Genomic DNA, 20,689 nt, shown 5'->3' with positions numbered 1-20,689 from the left:
GGGTGCATGATCTGAGATTCTGAGCACATGCCAAACCAAAAGGACTTGTCCCCGACAAGTCCTCAAATTCCTTCTTCAAGCTCATCTTCTATAAACTGGTTAATCAGATCCATCTGAAACCCTTTACGATACAAGCCTTCTTTCACCTTCATTTTAAGTTCATATCCTGATTTCTTTCCTGTATACTTTCGAATTAACTTCTCTCCTTGGTAAACCAACGATTCCCACTCTGCGGAATTATCCCTATTGTCTGCATTAGATAACAGAACCTCCCCAATAACATCTGAAGTAAACCCTTTCTGTGTCAGCGTAATACGAAGTTGTTCTGTCTTTTTAGTAAACGAATCCTTTTTACTAGAATTAAGTTTTTTGTTTGCCCATTTCATTGCTTTTTCAAATTGTGTATCATAGGTATAAAGGGAGACAGCTTCATTTGCAATTGCAGCGGAAACACCTTTTTCCATAAGCTCTCGTTTTACCAATAAAGGACCTTTTGATGTTGTGTTCATCCTTGTAATGGTAAAAGCTTCTGCAAATTGTTTATCACTAACTAGCCCTTCTTTCGTTAACCGTTCCATAATAATATCAATATGCTCAACAACTACTTCTTTTTTTATCAAATAATCGTATATTTCTTTTCGCGATCTCATTCGGTAACTTAAGTAATTGATTGCGAGAAGATAGGATTTCTGTATGGTATCCTTTTTAAGAAGGAGTTCTATTGTTGACTCATCCAATTCGAGGTCTTTGCGGAGTCCAAATTCCACCAAGATGGCTTCGTCAACACTAAAGGCATACTTATCACCATTACCTTCAACTAGATAAATATTATATCGCTGCGTGCTTTTTTTCTGTGTCGTTATTCGACTAATTTTCTTCGGCAAGTTCATCACCTCTATTGTCCATCATAACATGTTAATAAGTAAAATTGATTACCATAAGCGAGGAGATTGTAATGAATTTTTTAATTACGGGTGGAACTGGTTTTGTTGGTAAAAAGCTTGTTGAGAAATTAACTTCCCTTGGCCACCATTCCTATATCCTAACACGTACACCTGAGAAGTTTTCCAATACAGAACTCACTACATATATTAGCTTTGACGATACAAAAGGTTTACCTGCCCTTAAAGGGGTTGTTAATCTGGCTGGGGAAACATTGTATGGATACTGGACAAAGCGTAAGAAGGAAAAAATAAAATCTAGCAGAATAGAAATAACGCAGAAGGTTATTGACCTTTTGAAACAGATGACGAAAAAACCTGATGTGTTTATAAGTAGTTCAGCAGTCGGATATTATGGTGTATCGGATGACATGATTTTTACAGAGGAAACAAAACAGCCAGGGAACGACTTTCTTGCGGATGTTGTTGTGGAGTGGGAAAGAACAGCTAAACAAGCAGAAGAACTTTCTATTCGTACTGTTTATACTAGGTTTGGTGTTATTTTAGGAAAAAATGGTGGTGCATTACCACTGATGTCCCTCCCTACGAAGTTATTTGTCGGCGGTAGAGTTGGAAAAGGCGAGCAATGGACTTCTTGGGTTCATTTGGATGATGTGGTTGATTTAATTCTATTTACAATACTACAGAAGAATATTTCGGGTCCCCTCAATGTGACGGCACCACATCCAGTAAGGAACAAGGAGTTTAACCGGATTTTATCGAATAGCCTTAACCGTCCATATTGGTTTCCAACGCCTAGTCCCCTAATTCGACTCGCAACAGGAGAAATGAGTCAACTTGTGTTAAAAGGGCAATATGTATTGCCCAATAAAGCACTCGAGTATGGGTTTGAATTCCGATACCCAACCCTTAACTTAGCCCTAGATGATTGCTTAAAATGAGTGTAAAAAAACTTTTACAAAATTTGTCGATATTTTTGATGAAAAAGTAGTTCCATTTTCGAGAGTTTCATAGTAATATATGTATTGTTACAAAACGACGCACGTTTAGAAAGACTCGAATTTGCTTGTTCTGATGCTAATGCGTTAGTTTTTCTAATGCAAGTAGGAAAGATATTTATTCACTTTTCTATTTGCCAAAATATAATAGGGAAGGCAAATGGTGCGCCACCTGTCAAACAGGTTCTAGTGGGTTCGATTCCCACCCCGAATTTTTGTTGATCTTAATAAAAATTCGCGGGTGGGCTTGCCAACTAGGTTCCCTTTTCTTTGGATACCTTGGAACCCTCCTGCGCAAATAAGGAGGGTTTTTCAATGCTAAAAAAGCGTGATCTACATGAGGTGCCAGTATTGTTTGAGCTGATGTCACACCCAGATGTATTTCCATATGTAAGACACAAAGCAACAACATCTGATGAATTTTACTTCATCACCAAAAAAACAATTGAAGCAGAAGAACAAGGTGAGTTGATCTCAAGGACGATTATGGATGAATATCAGCAGCCAATCGGTACCATTAATTTGTATGATATTGAAAGTAATCACGGTTTTTTGGCAACTTGGATTGGCAAGCCTTATTTTGGGAAGGGATATAATCGTGTGGCAAAAGAGCAGTTTTTTGATGAGTTATTCTTTGACTATGAAATCGAAACGATCTTCATGAAGGTAAGAAAAACTAATATCCGCTCCACAAAGGCCGTTCTAAAACTCCCTTATGTTGCATTAGGCAACACCATTTACCCTGAAGTCTACCAAAAAGTAAATCACATAGATGAGATTTATGATATCTTCGCGATTTCTAAAGAACATTATCTTTCTTACCAACAATTTGTTAATTTAGAAGCAAATGCAGATGGCGAAGTCGGTTAAGATTGTATAAAAATGTAAATATTGGTTACTCTAAACAGTAAATAAACTGTGAGTGAGGGATAGCCATGCCTAAAGAAAAACGTGAAGTAAGAGATAAGTTTTTAAACAAAACTCAGGAAGTACTTTATCAAAGAGAATTTAAGCGAGCTGACCGTGCCAGAGTTAAATCAGATCGAAGCTAAATGCTTCGGTCTTTTTTTATTTTTAAATTAATTAATCCACAAGTTAATTCATATTATGTGGATATCATCATAAAAATGCAGATTTAATCACCCCATTTATTCACACATATTTGTTAATAACTATTCACACCCACATGTGGGAATTGTGGATAAAGTTCATTATTACCGAAAAAATAATAAACTATATGTGGATAATACTGTTAATAATTATTCATCATTGACATCTTCGTTCTAACTGTTATACTATAACTATAACAGATACAACAAATAACTAATATGATGAAAAGTGCCTTACTAGTTAGATATTGCCTGCTCGACAAAATTCGGGAAGTGACAGGCACTTAGAAAAGGAGCGTGCTGTAATGTGCTTATAAATTTGGATTTTGAGTCTAGTGAACCGATTTATCAGCAATTGGTTTTTCAGATTATTGAGGGGATTGCGAGGAAGGATTTTCGGCCAGGTGAGGCTTTGCCTTCTGTGAGATCGCTTGCTTCTGATATTGGAATTAATCTTCATACGGTGAATAAAGCTTATCAACAGTTAAAACTAGAGGGTTTTATTCAAATCCATAGGCAAAAAGGTGTTGTGATTAATCCTGACGGGGTACCAAAGGCCGATGAACGGTATAAACAACAACTAGAAAAGAACTTACGACCACTTATAGCTGAATCAATTTGTCGGGATTATGGTGAAGAAGAATTCTTATTACTTTGTAAAATGATATATAAAAATTACCAAGGAGGTCGTACGTAAATGAATATGATGTTTCTACTCATTATTTTACTCCCTGTGTTTATTTCGACTATGTTTATTCCTTACTGGACTAGAAGAACGGAGAGCTTTGGTATATCCATTCCTGAAGAAATTTATTATACCGATAGGATTAAAAAACTTCGTAGCCAGTATGTGCTTTATTCGGGAATATCAGCTATCCTTGTCACCATTTTATTCTTAGTGCTTGGGTCCTTAAACGAAATTAATACGAATACGTTTAACATCTACTTCACTGTTCTAATTTTTCTTTATTTATTAATTCATTTTCTAATTTACCTCAGATTCCACAAAGTGATGAAAAACTTAAAGCAGACTGAAAAATGGGGTCAAGAAAAACCGCAGCAGGTCTTTATCGATACTGAATTTAGGAAGCAAAAGCTAAACCACTCCAATCTTTGGTTTGCTGTTTCATTCCTGATAACATTTGCAACTATTGCTATAACGTTTAAGTTTTATAACCGTATCCCAGAGCAGATGCCTATGCAGTATAACTTTGATGGCGAAGTAACGAATACTGTTACAAAAACTCCACGAACAGTCTTGGCTATGCCTATTATGCAGCTTTATTTAACGCTATTATTTATGTTATTAAACACCATGATTGCAAAAGCAAAGCAACAGATTAGTGCCGAAAAACCAGAAGAATCAATGAAGCAAAACGTTATTTTTAGAAGAAGATGGTCAGCATATTTAATTGGAACTGGTATTGGATTAAGCTTATTATTTACGTTTATACAACTTTCGTTCATTTACTCCATTAATTCCGATTTAATAACGATTGTGCCGCTTGCTTTCACCGTAATCTTGACGCTTTGGGCTATTGTCTTATCGATTACTACTGGGCAAGGTGGTAGTCGTGTAAAAATTTCTACTGATACAAATGGTGAGGTTATTGACCGTGATCATGACAAACACTGGAAACTGGGGGTAATTTATTTTAACCCATATGATCCGGCTATATTCTTGGAGAAACGCTTTGGTGTTGGTTGGACCGTTAACTTTGCAAGGCCGATTGCTTGGATTACGTTTATCGTTATTATTTTACTGATTATTGCTATTCCTATATTGATGGGAATTTATTAAAACTAAGATTGGAGAGTTGTATATGGAGATTGATTGGGCGTTAATTGCTCCTATCCTTATTATTAATGTCATTTTATTACTTGTTGCCATTGTTGACTTGATTAAAGTAAAAGAAACGAATGGTCCGAAATGGCTCTGGGCAATTATTATTTTTTTGGTAAGTATTTTAGGACCTGTTCTGTACTTTATTTTAGGAAGGAGATCTCGTTAAATGGCTTTACTTACCGTAGAAAAACTAACCAAGAAATATGGCTCTAAAACAGTCGTAGATCATATCAGTTTTGACTTTGGTCACCATAAATGTATTGCATTAATCGGTCCTAATGGGGCTGGAAAAACAACTACTTTGAGAACCTTAGCGGGGTTACTAAAACCAACTGAGGGAAATATTCAGTTTGAGTCACAAGCTAAAAGTCAGGACATTCGGGAATCGATTGGCTATTTACCTCAATATCCTTCATTCCATTCCTGGATGACCGGGAGAGAATTCTTAGTCTATAGTGGAAAACTTGCAAAGCTTTCTAAAGAGGAAGCTAGTAAACGTGCAACCGAATTACTGATAGAAGTTGGCATTTCGGAGGAGGCACAACATGAACGTATCTCACGTTATTCCGGTGGTATGAAGCAACGACTTGGAATAGCTCAAGCGATTATTCACAAACCAAAACTATTAATCTTAGATGAACCTGTTGCATCACTTGATCCTATAGGGCGTAGGGAAGTACTTGTACTAATGGAAAAATTGAAGCAGGATATGACAATACTATTTTCTACCCATATATTAAATGATGCTGAGGAAGTAAGTGATGAACTTCTACTTCTACATCATGGCAAGCTCATCGAGTCTGGACCTTTAATTGACCTTAGGAAAAAATATCAAACCACTGTCATTGAACTGCAGGTCGAGGATGATATTCAACCTTATCAAGAAAAAGTTGAAGCTTTAGAAGGTGTTTCTAATACCAAGGTAGAACGGGATTCACTGTTCATTACAACATCTGATATGAACAAAGCACGTAAAAACATCCTAACAATAGCAACAAAAGAAAACTGGCAAGTCACGACTTTTTCCATTAATAAAGCTTCACTGGAAGATATGTTTATGAGGGTGGTGAATGACTAATGCAATGGATGACATTATTTCAAAAAGAGCTTTTGGAGAACTGGCGAAACAAGAAATGGATTTGGGTGCCATTAGTTATTATTTTACTGTCGATCATGGATCCTCTTACAACGTACTACTTACCGCAAATAATTGATTCTGTTGGCGGCATGCCTGAAGGTTCTGTGATTGAGATTCCTGAAATGGAGCCTACTCAGGTTATCATGATGAGTCTTAGTCAGTTAAGTAGTTTAGGAGTCTTAGTCGTGGTACTAGTATTGATGGGGACCATTGCTGGGGAGAGAAAAAGCGGTGTTTCTGAGCTTGTATTAGTAAAGCCTGTTTCTTATATAAATTATATTAGTGCAAAGTGGGTTTCTTACTTATTGCTAGTTTGGGTTTCGCTTTTCCTTGGTTTACTCGTGAGTTGGTATTATATCAATATTCTCTTTGGTACACTTACCATTGGTGAATTCTTAACTTTATTTTTTTTCTATGGTATGTGGCTGACCCTGGTTGTTTCGTTAACTATATTTTATAATACCGTTTTCAAATCAGCAGGTTTAGTTGCTTTCTTCACCATTTTAACCGTTATGGTGATGAGTATTATTACTCAAATCTTCCAACATGTTCTCGACTGGAGTCCGAATAATCTTTCTAGCTATATTTTAGAATCATTGTCTTCGGGCGAGATTAGTAGTGACCTTCTGGCAACTTCAGCAGTGGCTCTTGGATTGTCTGTAATCTTTTTGCTTCTGGCTATCCAAGTCTTCAAGCGAAAAGAAATGGTTGTGTAATTCGATATGAAAACCGGTCGTCGTTAAATAAACACGATAACCGGTTTTATCTTTTTTCACGCCAATGATTTACATAAGCAAGTTCCTACTCATTAACTCTTTTTCTCAATTGTAATCTTTCTCACAAATACAAAAGAAACGATAGAAGTAAACCGTCCATCGCCACCAACGTTCACATATTTATAGAATAATTTTCCGTTGATAAACCTGAATGGATAGCTATTCCTTTTCATAGATACGTTAAGATAGCAAGCTCATAGTTTCCTTTAATTACTTTAGACGATTGGTTTATTCCTCTTTTCCACAATAACCAGTAAACTTATATACTAGAGGAAACAAAAATGCCCAGATAATGAATGTACCTACAGCAGCATTTAATGTATCTCCCCAATAAAAATAACCACGGTACCAATAACTGAACAAACCAGTTATTAAGGCTACTATCAAAGCTGCTACTATGGCATTCCTAATGTAGATTTTCACGATTGACTCACCCCAGATATAATTTTGGAAATGTTTAATCTTCATTAGAAAAACTCTCATTCACTTGTTCTTTTGCGAATGTGTTAGTTTTTCTTATGCAAGAGGGAAAAATTGTTATACTTTCCTATTTACAAAAAAAAGATTGGCTCCCTTTGATCATTCTAATTATTTCCAAGCTTAGTGTAAGTGAAACTCATTTCACTACTATTTTGTTGCAATAATAAAAACCCGTTCCTCTTTCTCTGGCTCTTCAACCCTTTTAAGTAAATTATTTAAATGTGCAAATTCGACTGAAACAAACCCAGTATCATAAAGATACTCCCTGACTTTTTCCATTTTGTAGATGGTATTATAAACGACCTCATCATATTTATAATAGACATGGGAAGAGTCATCTTTTACGAAACCGTAGTACCTTGTAAATGCTTTATTTCTAGAAGGTTCAGACATACTTTGGATGATACTAAATATTGCTTCGTCCTCCCTTATAAAAGTTCCCCCTTTAGATAAACCCAATTTCGTATTAAGGTCAAAAATAAATATTCCGTTCTCTTCTAAATGTTCGAATACTTGTTGAAAGCATTGTTGTAAACTCAAATCATCTTCTAAATGATTTAAAGCATCATACGTTGAAACAATATTGGGGTATTTTTTATTCAATGAAAAATATCTTGCATCATCACAATAAAATTCTGCTTTCTCTGTTTCGATAAAGGACTTGTTCAGCTTTTTGGCATGGTAGAGCATATCTTCAGAAAAATCAATTCCTGTTACCTTATAACCTTTTGTTAGAAAATAATAAGCTAGTTGGCCAGTTCCGCAACATAAATCCAAGATTTCTTTGTTTGTGTTTTTACTTGAAAGTAATTTGAATATTCTTGGGGCAACCTGTATCGAAAAGTGAATCAAATGTTTACTATAAACATCTGCAAAATTCTTTCCATAAATCATATTACGTATCCCCCTTATAAAATATTACCCGTAATAGTGCGTATTAAACAATAACAGGAATCAAGTATATGCTCTTCTTTGCTTTACAAAATTCGCAAAAACAATAAAAACAGCTGTTAATAATACTAAAAGTCCTATTTCTTGATAATAAGAAAATACACTTGCTTTTTCAGTCCATACACCCCTCATTGCTATTAAGCCATAATAAATAGGGTTAACAAACTCTACGATTGTACGTAAAAAATTTGGAAACATTTCAGGTGGAAACGTTAATCCCCCTAAAAACATCTGAAAGTTAAATAATATGATAGAAATCGATTGATATGTCGCACTCTTTGTCGTTATGGATGAAACCAAATACACAATTGCAAATTGAAATAAATTAATCACCGCTAAAACAACCAGAACTGATAACACGTTGTCATATGGTATAGGAACATCTGACGAAATAATAGCCGTAGCGATCAGTGCTAGTATTGCTAGTATTTGAAAAATAAGAGTGGCTAGAAATATACCAAATGAGATGGAAACATTATTCAACCCTAGAAGTCGATATTTTAATAGATTTCCTTGTTCTTCATATAAAGAATAGTAGTGTCCATAAATTACAATAACGGCATTAATTATAATGATTGGAATAAACGCAGGAAGTAAATAATCTACTATAGTATATTCAGTTCCAGTAATTTCTAAATCTGCAAATACATTACTAAAAATTACAAACATCAATACAGGCATTAAAAATCCAATAGCGGTAGTTTTATAATTTCTCAACAAAAGCTTTGTCTGATATTTAGTAAACACTACCATCTTATTCATGTGTAATTTCTCCTTTTTCGTTTATGACATATCCTAAATTTTTTAAGAAAGCATCTTCAAATGAAAAGTCTTTTATATAGATATCTGTAGCATTATTTTTTTTAACCTCTTCTAGAACTATTATTTCATCTTGTGAATCATATTCAATATAATATCTATCGCCATTTTTCACTACATTCCCAAAATCTAAGCTGAAAGAGTTGTCCTCTAAATTTGGAACTACACTAGGTATTTTAAAACTAATATTTTTCTTATTTCCAAATGTTTGCTTCACAATATCTTTAACACCACCTGTTAAAGATACTTTCCCATTTTCCAAGATAACAACTTGGTCAGCTAAGTATTCCACTTCATCTAAAAAGTGACTAGTTAAAATGATATTGGTGCCGTAATCTTGATTCACTTTTTTTATTTGGCTCCATACTTTTCTTCTGGCTACTATATCTAAACCAGTTGTAATTTCATCAAAAATGATTACTTTTGGCTTGTTAATAAGTGTTAGTAATATCGATAACTTTTGCTTTTCTCCACCAGATAGGCTATTTATATTACTTTTTTTGAAAGATAATAAACCGAATTCATCTAATAATTCCTCTAGGTCAACATCACTTTTTTGAAGCTGCTTATATAGATTACATATCTCGTAAACTCTTGCACCTTCTTCATAAACAGATGATTGCATTTGTAGGCTAATATTCTTATACAAATCTTCCTTTGGAAAAGCGTAAGTAATTTCTCCTTTATATTCAACCAGGTTCATGATGCATTTAATAAGTGTTGTTTTACCCGCACCATTATGACCAAGTATTGCAAATATCTCCCCATCATTAACATCTAAATTGATATCTTCTAAGACTTGTTTTTCACCATAATTTTTTGATAGTTCCCGTATATTTATCATAATTAACTCCCACTCTGAATTTTTTTTTTATAAATAACTAATTAAACTCGTACATTTTTAGCTTCATCATACATGAACTCATTAACTGCATTCTCACTGAAGCAAATACTACAATTACTAGTTTTATAGACATCTGTAACAGATATAGATAAATAGGGATTAGCTAATTGATAATACTTTCTTATTGGAAGCCCCACATCTGTTCCTAAAAAGTTATGCAAGTCATTTAGACAGAAATAGACCGTATTAACAAGAAAATTCAATATAAAGTTTTGGTAATATACAGGATATCCATTCTCAACGTTATTTCTTTGTAGGTGATAATTATTGTTGTAGCACTTTAAACATATCGTCGTTCCCGGAATGAGAAGAGGACCTACCCTTAAGCTTTCTAGTGAATATACTAGATATTTTTTATCTCTCTCACCTTGAATGGTAGGCAAATCCTTTTCATTAATTAGGATAATGCTTCTCTCGTCCGTTGAAGTTAGATCCTCTTTTGTTATTGACCTAGTTTGAAATAATCCTTCCCTTAGAAAATAGGAATGTAGTTCCTGATTAGTTCCTAGGGTATAAATTCTTTGTTCATGAAACGTGTTGAAGTAATCCTTAATGACAGAATGATAAACACCGCTCTTATTAGCTGCCAAAAGAACCCCGCGCATATTAATTTGTCTTCGATACTCTGTTTTCTCTTCCGTTAATAAGGTTGAATCCTTTAATTGTTTACTTATCTTTATAATGAATTTTTCTTCTTGGGATATCTCATTTATATCCATGGGTATACGGAATCCGTATAATAATTTCTGGATTAATTGTTCTCTATCTATATTGCTGCTAATTTTTATAGTATGGTGTTTATCTTCAAATAGGTGTGATAGTATTAATTCTTTTGCATCTATAACGGTATATTGTGCTCTTAAGACTAAATACAACTCGTTCACCCCACAACTACAACATAGTGTAAATCATATTGTTTTCCGATCATTTCTTTAAACAGTAACTCATTATACCCTCCTATACATACTGAGTGATACTCCTTTTCTAAACTATAAAGTGATATATTTTGTGCCATATGCCCCATCTCCAAACATAGTAGTCGATATGCGATTTCTCCATATACTTCCTCTATTAACTGATAGTCGCTTGCTAAAAATATTATGATTGGGAACTCCGACAACTTCTTATCATAAATTACATCTGAGATTCTCCGATCCACGTCCTCTGAAAATTTCTCAAGTGAATGATCGTAAGCGTTATAACGGTAAATATACTTATGTTTTTCTTGTGCAATTGAAATAAATACAGTTGTTGCATAAGTAGTTCCTGGAGATGGATAACTAAATAACTGATAGCCATTAGCTGTACTCCCAGTAATCCCCACACTAAATTTTAATAGTTTTGAGATAAATTCATTATCAATCTCTTTACCACTCACTTCCCTTATTGTTCGACGTGAAAATAGCATCTGTTCCAGATAGGACTCTGCTTTAGGTTCTTTTAAGGGGATTGCTTCAAGTAAATCCCATTTCCGATGGTTCTTTACCGGTTTAATTCGTAAGGAATGATAATGTTCTGATATCATTGCATTATGATGATATAACTCTCTTAATGTATTTCTTTTACCAGTCAAGTCCCAAAGTTGATCATGCCTTTTCAACTATCTCACCCTTTACTTCTACATTATTAGCAATAAATAATGCTAGATTATGTTCAATTGCAGGAAAAATCCCAAGTCTATTATTAGTCATATGAACATGTGAGATAAGGATGGATATATCTTTGTGAATATCATTACTTTTTATACAATCAAAATAATCGTTATACATTGCAAACTGGTTAACTTGATGTTTTTGTAAATGGTTTAGTCTCTGCTTCAATGTATGGTCAAAGCTATCTATTAGTTCTCCACCAGAACCATAATTCCGCCAAAAGTCTGCATAATTTCCGTAAATAGTATGGTTTGCCCTTGCTAGTTGGAATGTTAAGTAAATAAGGTCCAAACCTACTATAATCCTTCTACCAAAAGGAACTTTATTTAGCTTATTAGCTAGGATGCTACTCTCATAAAAAACCTGTTCGGAATTTCCCATCACTTCTCTACCGCCATATCGTTCATATTCAGGTTCATACTCAAACTCAACGACAGAACCGTGCTCACACCAATACGTATGCGTAATATTTTCATTTTCTAATGCAGTGTTCTGATAGAAATGTTTATAATCTATTAGGTCCACATTTCTTTGAGCTAAGAAATTGGCGATTGACTCTTCAAAGCGTTTTTTGACCTTTGGATAATCTTCCGGTTTACATGTAAAGCGTAACCTAACATGGGGTCCACCTAACCAATACCGAATAAAAAAGTATGTCTCGATATCATCTTGGATTACATCTTGGAAGTCTGATTTTAAGTAATCATCTAATGCTTTAAAATCATGAATAAATCCGTGAAGGGAATACCACATTCTACCGCTCCTTGTTAATTTGATTAACCCTATTACATGTAAACGAAAACTCGGTTCGATTTATTTATGCGTTTACTTTAGATAGTAACTCAATTGTTGAATAGGCGAGTTACAGACTACTCCCATAAAGTTTATTTCGTATTGCTCACCTAGTGTTAAGATATTTTTCAAATAATGATCATGATGATTTTTCATTGGTCTAAATGCATAACCTACAGAAGAAGAATATAAAGCAACTAACTGCATCATTTCAGATGCTGGAATAAGGTGATTCTTTAAGCCATTTTCCACCACCTTGTTCCGATCAGAAAAACATAGAAATACAATATTATAGGTTTTAAAATCAAAAAATTTATGATCATCGTACATTATCTTTCGAAAATCAATTGCTAAATTAGTACATGTTATGTCTGACCAATAAACGTATTCTCCTTTATCTGTTTTTATTAGGAAACAATACTCCATCCCATTGCTCGAGAATAAGCTCTTCGATTTCTTAAGAATAGTAAGTACGTCTACTGGATTAAACTGCCCAAATTTTTCCCCATAATTATGATTCCCAATCGTTGTATGTGCAGAATTTCTAATTAACTTTGAGGTTAATTGAAAAGAGGGAATATGATTAGTATTAACATAACTTTCTTCCATATCTATTGAACTATTATAATGTGCTAGAATTTCTTCTAAATACTTTGTTGGTCTCAATTCATTATGGGCGACAGATAACCTCTTATCACGGGCCGTTACATAAGCTTTCTTATCCATTTTTTGATTTTCTTTATATTCAGGACTAATTTCTATAGCAAACGATGCATAGCAATAACGCGAATCAATATTGATGTTTTCAAATAAATATTTACTATTAAATTTCTTAAATTGAAGAAAGTCTATGTTTTTATTTACTAAGACATTTTTCACATTATATAAAAGGTGCCCAGCATCAAGAAATGAAGCATAAAGAGAAAATTCACTATAAAATCTAGTTAGATTTAGTACATCACTTAAACCAAAAATGTATAATCTATCTCTCTTATAAATACTTGAATCTATTTCACTATGCGAGACAAGCAACAATTGATCATCATAAATATTGTAATAGTAGAACAATCCATCTATAAGAAATAGTAATTTTGCCGTGTGTAGACTCCTTACAGATGGGGAATTATTGTGATCATGATAATAACTCAGAATATCGTATCTCTTTATCTTAAGCGTATGTTCAATTACATCATTAATTAACTGTATATATTGTTCAATATGACCATGATGTTGGTTGTCTCTATTGATGTATTCTTTGTTAAAAGGGGTCAGAATATGAAAGCTGGAATCGTCCGTATTTATATAGCGATCAGCGGAGTAACTCTGATAATATTCCGTTTCTAATTTACGAATACTTGTATTATGGGAAAGGGTGTGGTTCACGATTCATCACCTCAGTTTCGCCATTTAGACCGTTTAACACGACAGCTTGTTTAATTCTGTCGCGATTAATATTTTGGTACAAATAACCAAATCCTATATTTTGCATGGTTGGAGCAATTATTTTCACACAATTTAAGCCTAGATTTTTTAAGGTATTACTTGATAAATTAGCTTGGTAAATTTCATGATGTTTCGTTAACTTTGTAATAAGTGCGTCAAATAGCTCACCTTGATTTGAAAATCTGTTTAAATAGGTAGACCGTTTTTTTATCAATTCCTTAGCATCCATTACCAGATCAGTTTGAATAGCAAAATCAAAAGCAAATCTCATCCTTGGTGATGAATACAAGTAAAGATGGTCCTCGAGCTTCTCTATTTTTTTATAATCCTCTACAAAGTCAGTCGGATCAATACCTTTGTATATTCGTTTTTGATACATCATGAACGAGCGTATTGATGTTGACGCTTCCACAAGTGCAGATTCGATAGCATCCTCAGGATTAATGTGTGTCCCAGCTGTTGTATAAAAAGCAATTTTTTCTTCATCATCTTCTACTAGTTCAATTAAAACCCAAAAAGAAGGTACTTCACTTTCCAAGGTTACATCAAATATATGGACCTTATATCCGATAGATTGCAAGTAGGCAATCATCAAATTGATGTTTTTATTTCCTAGATTCGTGATTCCTTCTACTTTTATTGGACTGGATTTGGAGTACCAATGAACTAAAAAGGAATCCCGTTCAATAATCTCAAATATTCCACCAAGAGCTGCCTCAATCGTATTTGAGCCCAGGGCAATACCATTCGAACTATCCAGTAGGTACCTTTTATTATGTGGTTTATCATAAAAGTCATGTGTAGAGAAGTAAATAACTTCTTCCGGAATTAACATATACTTCTTTTGATTGAAGGAATACGCATATCGCCAAAAAATATCAGTGTTATTTGAATATTGCTCAACTTGCACAAATTCTTCTGAGAACAATGATTCAGGTAAATGACTAAATCGATAAAGCGATACAAAATCTTCCATTTGCTCCGCAAGATATTGTTCGCTAGCATAATATCCACTTGTTGATGGAGGGGCAACTCCATGGAACCTTTCAAGCCCTTCTAACAAAGCTGTAAAGAAGGAACCCTTATAGGTTTCTTGTCTACCATGTGCATCAAATTTTCTTCTTCCTAATGTGACGTACAAACTGATAAGCGGCATACTATCCGAAATGTTCCGACTATGTGTGTCAAAAAGACCGAACAATGGATGTAAAAAACTATCCATATCTTTAAGAAAAACACGAATTGTCTCATCAAATGACTTTGTTCTATATCCGTAATTCATTATATCGTTTGTTGGAATAATAGCATTTTCCTCTAGCAGTCTAATTGTTTCTTCTTCCGCACAAACATTACATTGAGGATATTTAATCATTAGCAACTTATTAATTTCTTTCGTCAGTAGATTATATGCATAGTAGTAATGTCCTTCTTCCTTAATAACCTCCTGCTTTAATTGTTCCAATATCTTTAAATCAAGTTGATCCATTTCACGCATAAATGAAGAGGTATGATATAAACCTTTGTCTTCAATCCTTTTTCGAACACATTCTATGCAACCTAATTTATGAGACTCGTATGCTACAACAGTAAATTGATTAACTTCATAAGTAACTAAACCCTTCTCCCTAGACGCTAACATTTTGATAGGTCTTCACCTCAATCTTTCGAACAACCAAATTTAATTCGCTTAATTGTTCTTCATACTTCCATGCATGTTCTACTGTGTGCAGGTTAGAATGCTTAAATAAACGTAATCCATTCTCTATAAAACTTTTTTCGTCGGGTGCTTCAAAACTATTTAACACACTATAATCCATTCGTAATAAATCTTCTATTTCTGAATGGGCAGTAGGTCTTATAATAGTTGAAATTGTTTTTTGAGGATTATTCTTTATTAAGATGTAATGTAATGCCAACTCAAACATTTTATGTTCCATATTTAACGTCTTTTTTCCATCTGTATACAACTTGTCATTTTCCCTATCGTATAGGTAGACTGTATACGAATTGGAGTTGCTATACTTCTTAACAAAAAATTCCGGAGCAATGTTAAGTGTATGTAAATACTGGGATAATTTTTTATTGGGATAATTCGTTTGCTCAATCTTATAAATCGTGTAAGGTTCTTCCACAGATTGTAATAGTAATAGCACTTTATCCAGATAATAAGAATCTGGAGTAGACACCATCCAATCTGCTTGTTTTAAATCCTTATTCAAATAGTAAGATAGACCGTTTACAATAGATTTCATGGCTGTTTCAATGTAATCTAAACCTGCATATACAAAAGTATCTTTTGTTACACTATCAGTTAAGGAATAGGTAGCGAATCCCATTTGAAATAAGTCACCATGAAGATCCTTCCAACCCGAAACAGAAATCGGTATATCTGGATTCCGATTAATGAACGACTCAAAATCCCCAATATAATCCAAGTCTCCCTTAGAATGTGTTGGTTCTGGAAAAGAAAACTCTTCCACAGTTTGCTTGTAATCTTCTATATCTAAATCATATTCATAAAACTTTCCTTCTTTATTTAAGGAAAAAGTTGAGAGGGATATGCCAACGATAGATTTTATCATGTACAACATGGCATAATATGGACCCACTTTATATAGTAGGGATTCCCTAGAAAGCATATTACCCTTAACCATCATAGATTTATTATATGGTGCTTGATTGTTAGTACGATTTATACCGACTAATTTGTCAGCTGATAAAGATAACTCGATGACACGTTGATGTGTATCGACATATTCCATGCTGATGACCCAATCATTATTCTTAAGTTCTCCTCTCATTTCTCGGGAAACAGTTACATCATTTTCAACTAACAACTCTTTTAATGCAGGAAATTGTCGATCCACTTCTGGGGTGATGTAAACTAATACTTCATCCAACAAACGACAACTTTGTAGAATATCTTTATTCGTAGGTAGATATTGTAATAACACCCTAAACCAACTATATTGGAAATAGTTTGATAAATTATAAGAAGTAGGATAGATTAAGATGGATCCAGCATCATATAATACTTTTAATAGTTTCATTACATATTTTTCATCTTCGTATTCTTTTAGTAGATCACGAATTGCAATCTCACTTCTGGAGGTATTTAGTAGTTCTATTAGTAATTCATATTGTTCCTGAGACGTTTCAATGGATATCTCTTTAAAATACGTTTTAATAATACTTTTATTTTCATCAAAATAAACCATTGAATTTTGCCGATTCAAGATTAAGAATCCTTCCATCTTCCTCTCCACCCTTCTGATAAATTTCATAATTTAGTTCTTTCGCATAGGGACCAGAATTACTTAAATACTCTTCCATAAATAATAATTTTAATACGGACTTATCAAATCCATCGACGACTTCTTTTTCAAATACTTTAACAGATAAGGGATTCTCTATATTAATATAGAGAGGTTTAAACTTAAGAAGCTCCTCATCATTTAATTGTGTGCTTCGATCAATTACAATAAAGAATTCTTTATCAAGTTCTAATTTTGAGAAAACTATATTTAAACGTTTGTAATACTCAAAATCACTTTCCATTTCTTTTCTAGTTATTTCATCTTGAATGAATGTTAAACAAACTCTCTTTCTAGTAAGAATAATATTGTCATACGTTATTCTAGGAATATGTTCTTTCTTAACCATCTCGCCTAATTTGTAATACATTGCCCCAGATGTGAACATCTGTAGTAATATCGCAATATACCCAGGCATATAAGTTGGAGAAAGGGATCCTCTGAAACAAATTTTTGCTTCCTTACCATTCTTATCAATAAATCTTAATAAGTTGTCATGTATGTCCACTTTAAAGTCTTCCACCATATGAAGAGATTCATCATTCTCCATTGTAAATCTACGAGTTCCAACCCCAAGTGTGTAGCATTCTCTACTAAGTCTTTGTTCCTTCACATTGCCATTAAAACCGTATGTGTCTGTTAATTCGTAGTAGTTGTTATCATCGTAAAAATCTCTTATATAATTCTGATAGTCGTCATCCTCATGTAAATAGTCTTTAAAATAGTTCATGAATCGAGCCAAATATCTTTCTTGCCCTTCATATAACGAATTTATGATTAGGTTGTCTTGATTGATTTGAGCAAAGACACCAGTACTTATTCCTTTTTCCAGTCGGACCTTATCGGGTATTTTTTGAATATATGTATCAATCAAATCTTTGATGTCAATAGAACTTGACGTATCATTTTTACAAAGTTTATTTATATCCTCTATAAAATTATGTTTTAAATTGTCCAATTCCCTTAGCTCTTCTGATTGAAACTGTTCAGAGGCAATATATGCTGGATTTTCCCAATAGTTCATCATATCCTTTGATAATTCAAACAATATAGAGAAAAAATCACTATCCATTTCTAGGTAATCCTGAATACCTAAGCTTTTTAATCTCGCAGCAAATTCATATCGTAATCTAATACTGGTATCAAAGATTAGTGTAAATTTCTGTATTTGCTTGAGTGGACTCAAGAATTGATTCAAAACCTTACTCTCCATAAATTCTACATCGGAATAATAGCCGTCCTCATAAAAGACTTGATTAGAAGAAAAATTAATACCTGTTGTATCTTTAATTTCTTTCAAAATAGAGTTAAGTCTTTTAAAGTAGGAATGTTTTTCATGTATATCTCCTGCAGAAGATATTTGCTTGGAAGTTTCGTATATTTCATCAAGATAGGTGATTAGTTTGATGTAGGCTTTCTCTTCTAATATGTGAATTAACTTATTTTTAATATCTTCAACTAAAGCCTGATAATTTTTTTCATTAAATCCAATTACAGGTATTAGTAATCCGATTTTTAAATAGTTGCGAATAATAAAACGGATCTTTTCTTTTGGAATTTCTTTCCCTAGTACCGAGTGAAGTTCATCAAAGGATAAATTGTTATCCATATCCTTCTCATTGAAAAGGTCAACAAGGGACTTTGGTATCTTCAACTTTCCTAAGCGTTCCTCTGACAGATACACTTTTGCTCTTTCGGTGTTATCCTTTTTTGAAAGGAACTCGATATAATGCTGTCCATTTTCTGTAGAAATGGAAAACGGTGGAATAGTATAAGTAATGTTTTCAATGAATAGATTGGAATTATATAAATAATAGAAAGTCATTTTATAAACAAACGTATAGTTTAACGAAACGGATTTATGATAGTTTTCAGCGACAATATTACGATCAGAGAACTGAACTCTACCAACATTTGTTATATCACTAAAAGGACTTGTTTTAAGAGCTGATCGACTAATGAAATTGTATAACGTACTTTCTATCTTACGATGTTTACTTTTATGCTCCTCAAGAGGTGTATGTATATAGGATGTTAATTTAGAATAAATCTGTGGGTTAACCATGTGCAATCCTTTTGATATAGAAGGATTTTCTTTCAAGATATCTATAAATCGTTGCCTCACTTCTGTCAAACTATTGCTATACATAGATTCTGCACTCTCTGTTAAAAAAATATATTGATTAAACAAACTATTAAATTTCACAATTTCTTCATTTAGAATTTCTGGAACGAGTTCTTGTATCTCATAAGAACTATTAACAAATCTATGAAACTTATTTTTTCTTAGATATCTAATGGAATTCAACATTAATGAATTATTTGTTTTCTTCAGTAGTTCATTAAGATTGTCAATAATTTTCTCACGGGAATTGTTTAATAATTTTTCTAAATGATCTATTTCCTGAAAAATACCGGTATCAAATTCATGTCTTATTGCGCTTTTTTCTAATATATTTTCTCTTTTTAACACAAAAGGATTTACATTCATTATTAAACCTCCAACCCTTTATTTGATTGTATAAAGGACTTCACCATTAAAATAAGCTTCATAATATTTTACAACAGAGTAGGCATAGAATTGTTTCTCAGCCATACTTTGTTCAAATAACGGGAGGCTTAAGTAAAATAAATTTACGATGTCCCTAAATATAAGCATTTTTTTAGAATGAATAAATTGCGCTAGTTCACCCGTTTCATCTAAACTCAATAGATCACTATGAAATTCATTGTTTAAAGGAGCAATTTCTCTTTTTAATAGCTCAAGCTGCGGCTTTAATCCTACTCCCTCTTCAGGATCATCATAATTTTCTAATCTAAAGTTTTCATTCATTTCTTCAGCTATACTAGTCCACTTAGCTTCCCACTTTTGCATCAAAGCTTTCAAATCATCTCGTAGTATTATTTCATTGTTATTAAATAGTTCAGTTCTTTTTTTCTCAAAGTTTTCCTTGATATTACTTTGCAAACCTCTAACTTCAATATTAGATAAGAATCCTTGAGCATGGGATAAAAATGTTAGATGACCATTTTTCGGTCCTTCCTCATATAGTGTTGCTATAAAACGGAATTGATGTAAAAATAGATGTGCTTTTTCTTTGACCGTTAAATCTTTAAATTTCCCTAAGATTTCTAGGTAAATTTCGTTTAGCCTAATTCTATATTGGTCAAAGATTTTGCGATGTTGTTTCGAATTATAGATTCCACTCTTTTTAGGTCTTATATGGACTTGTCCATGTTCAAATAATACATCCACATTAACATTATCTCGATATTCAACTTCTACTAATGTTTTTTGCTTTTCCCTATATAAATCTTGTCTTTGTTTAAGATAATCCTTATCTATTGGATTTCTATTTGTATATTCCTGTACAAAGTCTTTTAATTCATCTATCAAATATTTTTCTTCTGAACCATTACGGAATACGATCATTGTGTTTGGCCCATGCTGCCAATCATTATCAAGATAATAACTATCTTTTAAATTCTTAAGAGTAGTATTATTCGTGATTTCCAGGATAAGTGGTATTTTAACTTTCTCATAGTTATAAATACTAATAGGCAT

21 protein-coding genes are annotated in these 20,689 nt (G+C 33.1%); 8 read left to right on the top strand and 13 right to left on the bottom strand.

Features of this window, described 5'->3' with window-relative positions:
- Positions 1 to 62: 62 nt before the first annotated feature.
- Entirely contained in the window at positions 63 to 884 is an 822-nt protein-coding gene (gene recX / locus TY11_RS01320; RefSeq protein WP_155982643.1) for a recombination regulator RecX, read from the bottom strand.
- A 71-nt stretch (positions 885 to 955) separates the two neighbouring features.
- On the opposite strand from recX, the gene TY11_RS01315 reads away from it, so the two are divergent.
- The 8 genes from TY11_RS01315 to TY11_RS01285 all read left to right on the top strand — a co-directional run bounded on the left by TY11_RS01315 (position 956) and on the right by TY11_RS01285 (position 6,709).
- The gene (locus TY11_RS01315) at positions 956 to 1,843 is read left to right on the top strand and encodes a TIGR01777 family oxidoreductase (protein ID WP_042142107.1); all 888 of its coding nucleotides are present in this window, start codon (positions 956 to 958) and stop codon (positions 1,841 to 1,843) included.
- Positions 1,844 to 2,215: 372 nt separating this feature from the next.
- Complete coding sequence (locus tag TY11_RS01310; protein ID WP_042142106.1) at positions 2,216 to 2,770, top strand: GNAT family N-acetyltransferase; 555 nt, start codon at positions 2,216 to 2,218, stop codon at positions 2,768 to 2,770.
- A 65-nt stretch (positions 2,771 to 2,835) separates the two neighbouring features.
- Positions 2,836 to 2,952 carry a YfhE family protein gene (locus tag TY11_RS19990; protein WP_081755783.1) on the top strand — a complete coding sequence of 39 codons (117 nt, stop codon included), beginning with the start codon at positions 2,836 to 2,838 and terminating at the stop codon, positions 2,950 to 2,952.
- A 364-nt stretch (positions 2,953 to 3,316) separates the two neighbouring features.
- Positions 3,317 to 3,706 carry a GntR family transcriptional regulator gene (locus tag TY11_RS01305; RefSeq protein ID WP_042142105.1) on the top strand — a complete coding sequence of 130 codons (390 nt, stop codon included), beginning with the start codon at positions 3,317 to 3,319 and terminating at the stop codon, positions 3,704 to 3,706.
- Positions 3,707 to 4,810 carry a DUF1648 domain-containing protein gene (locus tag TY11_RS01300; RefSeq protein WP_042142104.1) on the top strand — a complete coding sequence of 368 codons (1,104 nt, stop codon included), beginning with the start codon at positions 3,707 to 3,709 and terminating at the stop codon, positions 4,808 to 4,810. It abuts the gene before it with no gap.
- A gap of 22 nt (positions 4,811 to 4,832) precedes the next feature.
- Complete coding sequence (locus tag TY11_RS01295; protein ID WP_042142103.1) at positions 4,833 to 5,021, top strand: PLD nuclease N-terminal domain-containing protein; 189 nt, start codon at positions 4,833 to 4,835, stop codon at positions 5,019 to 5,021.
- The gene (locus TY11_RS01290) at positions 5,022 to 5,933 is read left to right on the top strand and encodes an ABC transporter ATP-binding protein (protein WP_042142102.1); all 912 of its coding nucleotides are present in this window, start codon (positions 5,022 to 5,024) and stop codon (positions 5,931 to 5,933) included.
- Positions 5,933 to 6,709 (top strand): ABC transporter permease subunit, encoded by a 777-nt coding sequence (locus TY11_RS01285; protein ID WP_042142101.1) that lies wholly within the window; start codon positions 5,933 to 5,935, stop codon positions 6,707 to 6,709. The genes TY11_RS01290 and TY11_RS01285 overlap by 1 nt, the downstream gene beginning before the upstream one ends.
- 288 nt (positions 6,710 to 6,997) lie before the next feature.
- Here TY11_RS01285 and TY11_RS01280 read toward each other — a convergent pair whose 3' ends face one another.
- The 12 genes from TY11_RS01280 to TY11_RS01225 form a co-directional block, all read right to left on the bottom strand.
- Positions 6,998 to 7,192, bottom strand: a complete 195-nt coding sequence (locus TY11_RS01280) for a hypothetical protein (RefSeq protein WP_197025040.1) — start codon at positions 7,190 to 7,192, stop codon at positions 6,998 to 7,000.
- A gap of 204 nt (positions 7,193 to 7,396) precedes the next feature.
- Positions 7,397 to 8,143 (bottom strand): class I SAM-dependent DNA methyltransferase, encoded by a 747-nt coding sequence (locus tag TY11_RS01275; RefSeq protein ID WP_042142099.1) that lies wholly within the window; start codon positions 8,141 to 8,143, stop codon positions 7,397 to 7,399.
- Between the two features lie 60 nt (positions 8,144 to 8,203).
- On the bottom strand, positions 8,204 to 8,962 hold the full coding sequence (locus tag TY11_RS01270; protein WP_042142098.1) for an ABC transporter permease: 759 nt from the start codon (positions 8,960 to 8,962) through the stop codon (positions 8,204 to 8,206).
- Positions 8,955 to 9,863 (bottom strand): ABC transporter ATP-binding protein, encoded by a 909-nt coding sequence (locus TY11_RS01265; protein WP_042142097.1) that lies wholly within the window; start codon positions 9,861 to 9,863, stop codon positions 8,955 to 8,957. The genes TY11_RS01270 and TY11_RS01265 overlap by 8 nt, the downstream gene beginning before the upstream one ends.
- A gap of 41 nt (positions 9,864 to 9,904) precedes the next feature.
- Entirely contained in the window at positions 9,905 to 10,798 is an 894-nt protein-coding gene (locus tag TY11_RS01260; protein WP_042142096.1) for a hypothetical protein, read from the bottom strand.
- A gap of 5 nt (positions 10,799 to 10,803) precedes the next feature.
- Positions 10,804 to 11,523: a nitroreductase family protein gene (locus tag TY11_RS01255; RefSeq protein ID WP_042142095.1), complete on the bottom strand. Its 720-nt coding sequence runs from the start codon at positions 11,521 to 11,523 to the stop codon at positions 10,804 to 10,806.
- The gene (locus TY11_RS01250; protein WP_042142094.1) at positions 11,510 to 12,328 is read right to left on the bottom strand and encodes a lantibiotic dehydratase C-terminal domain-containing protein; all 819 of its coding nucleotides are present in this window, start codon (positions 12,326 to 12,328) and stop codon (positions 11,510 to 11,512) included. The genes TY11_RS01255 and TY11_RS01250 overlap by 14 nt, the downstream gene beginning before the upstream one ends.
- 72 nt (positions 12,329 to 12,400) lie before the next feature.
- Positions 12,401 to 13,750 carry a hypothetical protein gene (locus TY11_RS01245; RefSeq protein WP_042142093.1) on the bottom strand — a complete coding sequence of 450 codons (1,350 nt, stop codon included), beginning with the start codon at positions 13,748 to 13,750 and terminating at the stop codon, positions 12,401 to 12,403.
- A complete protein-coding gene (locus tag TY11_RS01240) occupies positions 13,728 to 15,449 on the bottom strand; it encodes a YcaO-like family protein (protein ID WP_042142092.1) in 1,722 nt (573 codons plus the stop codon). Before TY11_RS01240 ends, TY11_RS01245 begins: the two co-directional genes overlap by 23 nt.
- On the bottom strand, positions 15,436 to 17,064 hold the full coding sequence (locus TY11_RS01235; protein WP_042142091.1) for a hypothetical protein: 1,629 nt from the start codon (positions 17,062 to 17,064) through the stop codon (positions 15,436 to 15,438). Before TY11_RS01235 ends, TY11_RS01240 begins: the two co-directional genes overlap by 14 nt.
- Complete coding sequence (locus TY11_RS01230; RefSeq protein WP_042142090.1) at positions 17,015 to 19,615, bottom strand: hypothetical protein; 2,601 nt, start codon at positions 19,613 to 19,615, stop codon at positions 17,015 to 17,017. Before TY11_RS01230 ends, TY11_RS01235 begins: the two co-directional genes overlap by 50 nt.
- Positions 19,616 to 19,633: 18 nt before the next feature.
- Positions 19,634 to 20,689 carry a hypothetical protein gene (locus TY11_RS01225; RefSeq protein WP_042142089.1) on the bottom strand — a complete coding sequence of 352 codons (1,056 nt, stop codon included), beginning with the start codon at positions 20,687 to 20,689 and terminating at the stop codon, positions 19,634 to 19,636.

Source organism: Paucisalibacillus algeriensis (assembly GCF_000577245.1).
In the GTDB taxonomy this organism is placed as follows: domain Bacteria; phylum Bacillota; class Bacilli; order Bacillales; family Amphibacillaceae; genus Ornithinibacillus.
This window is presented reverse-complemented; position numbering and strand designations above follow the sequence as displayed.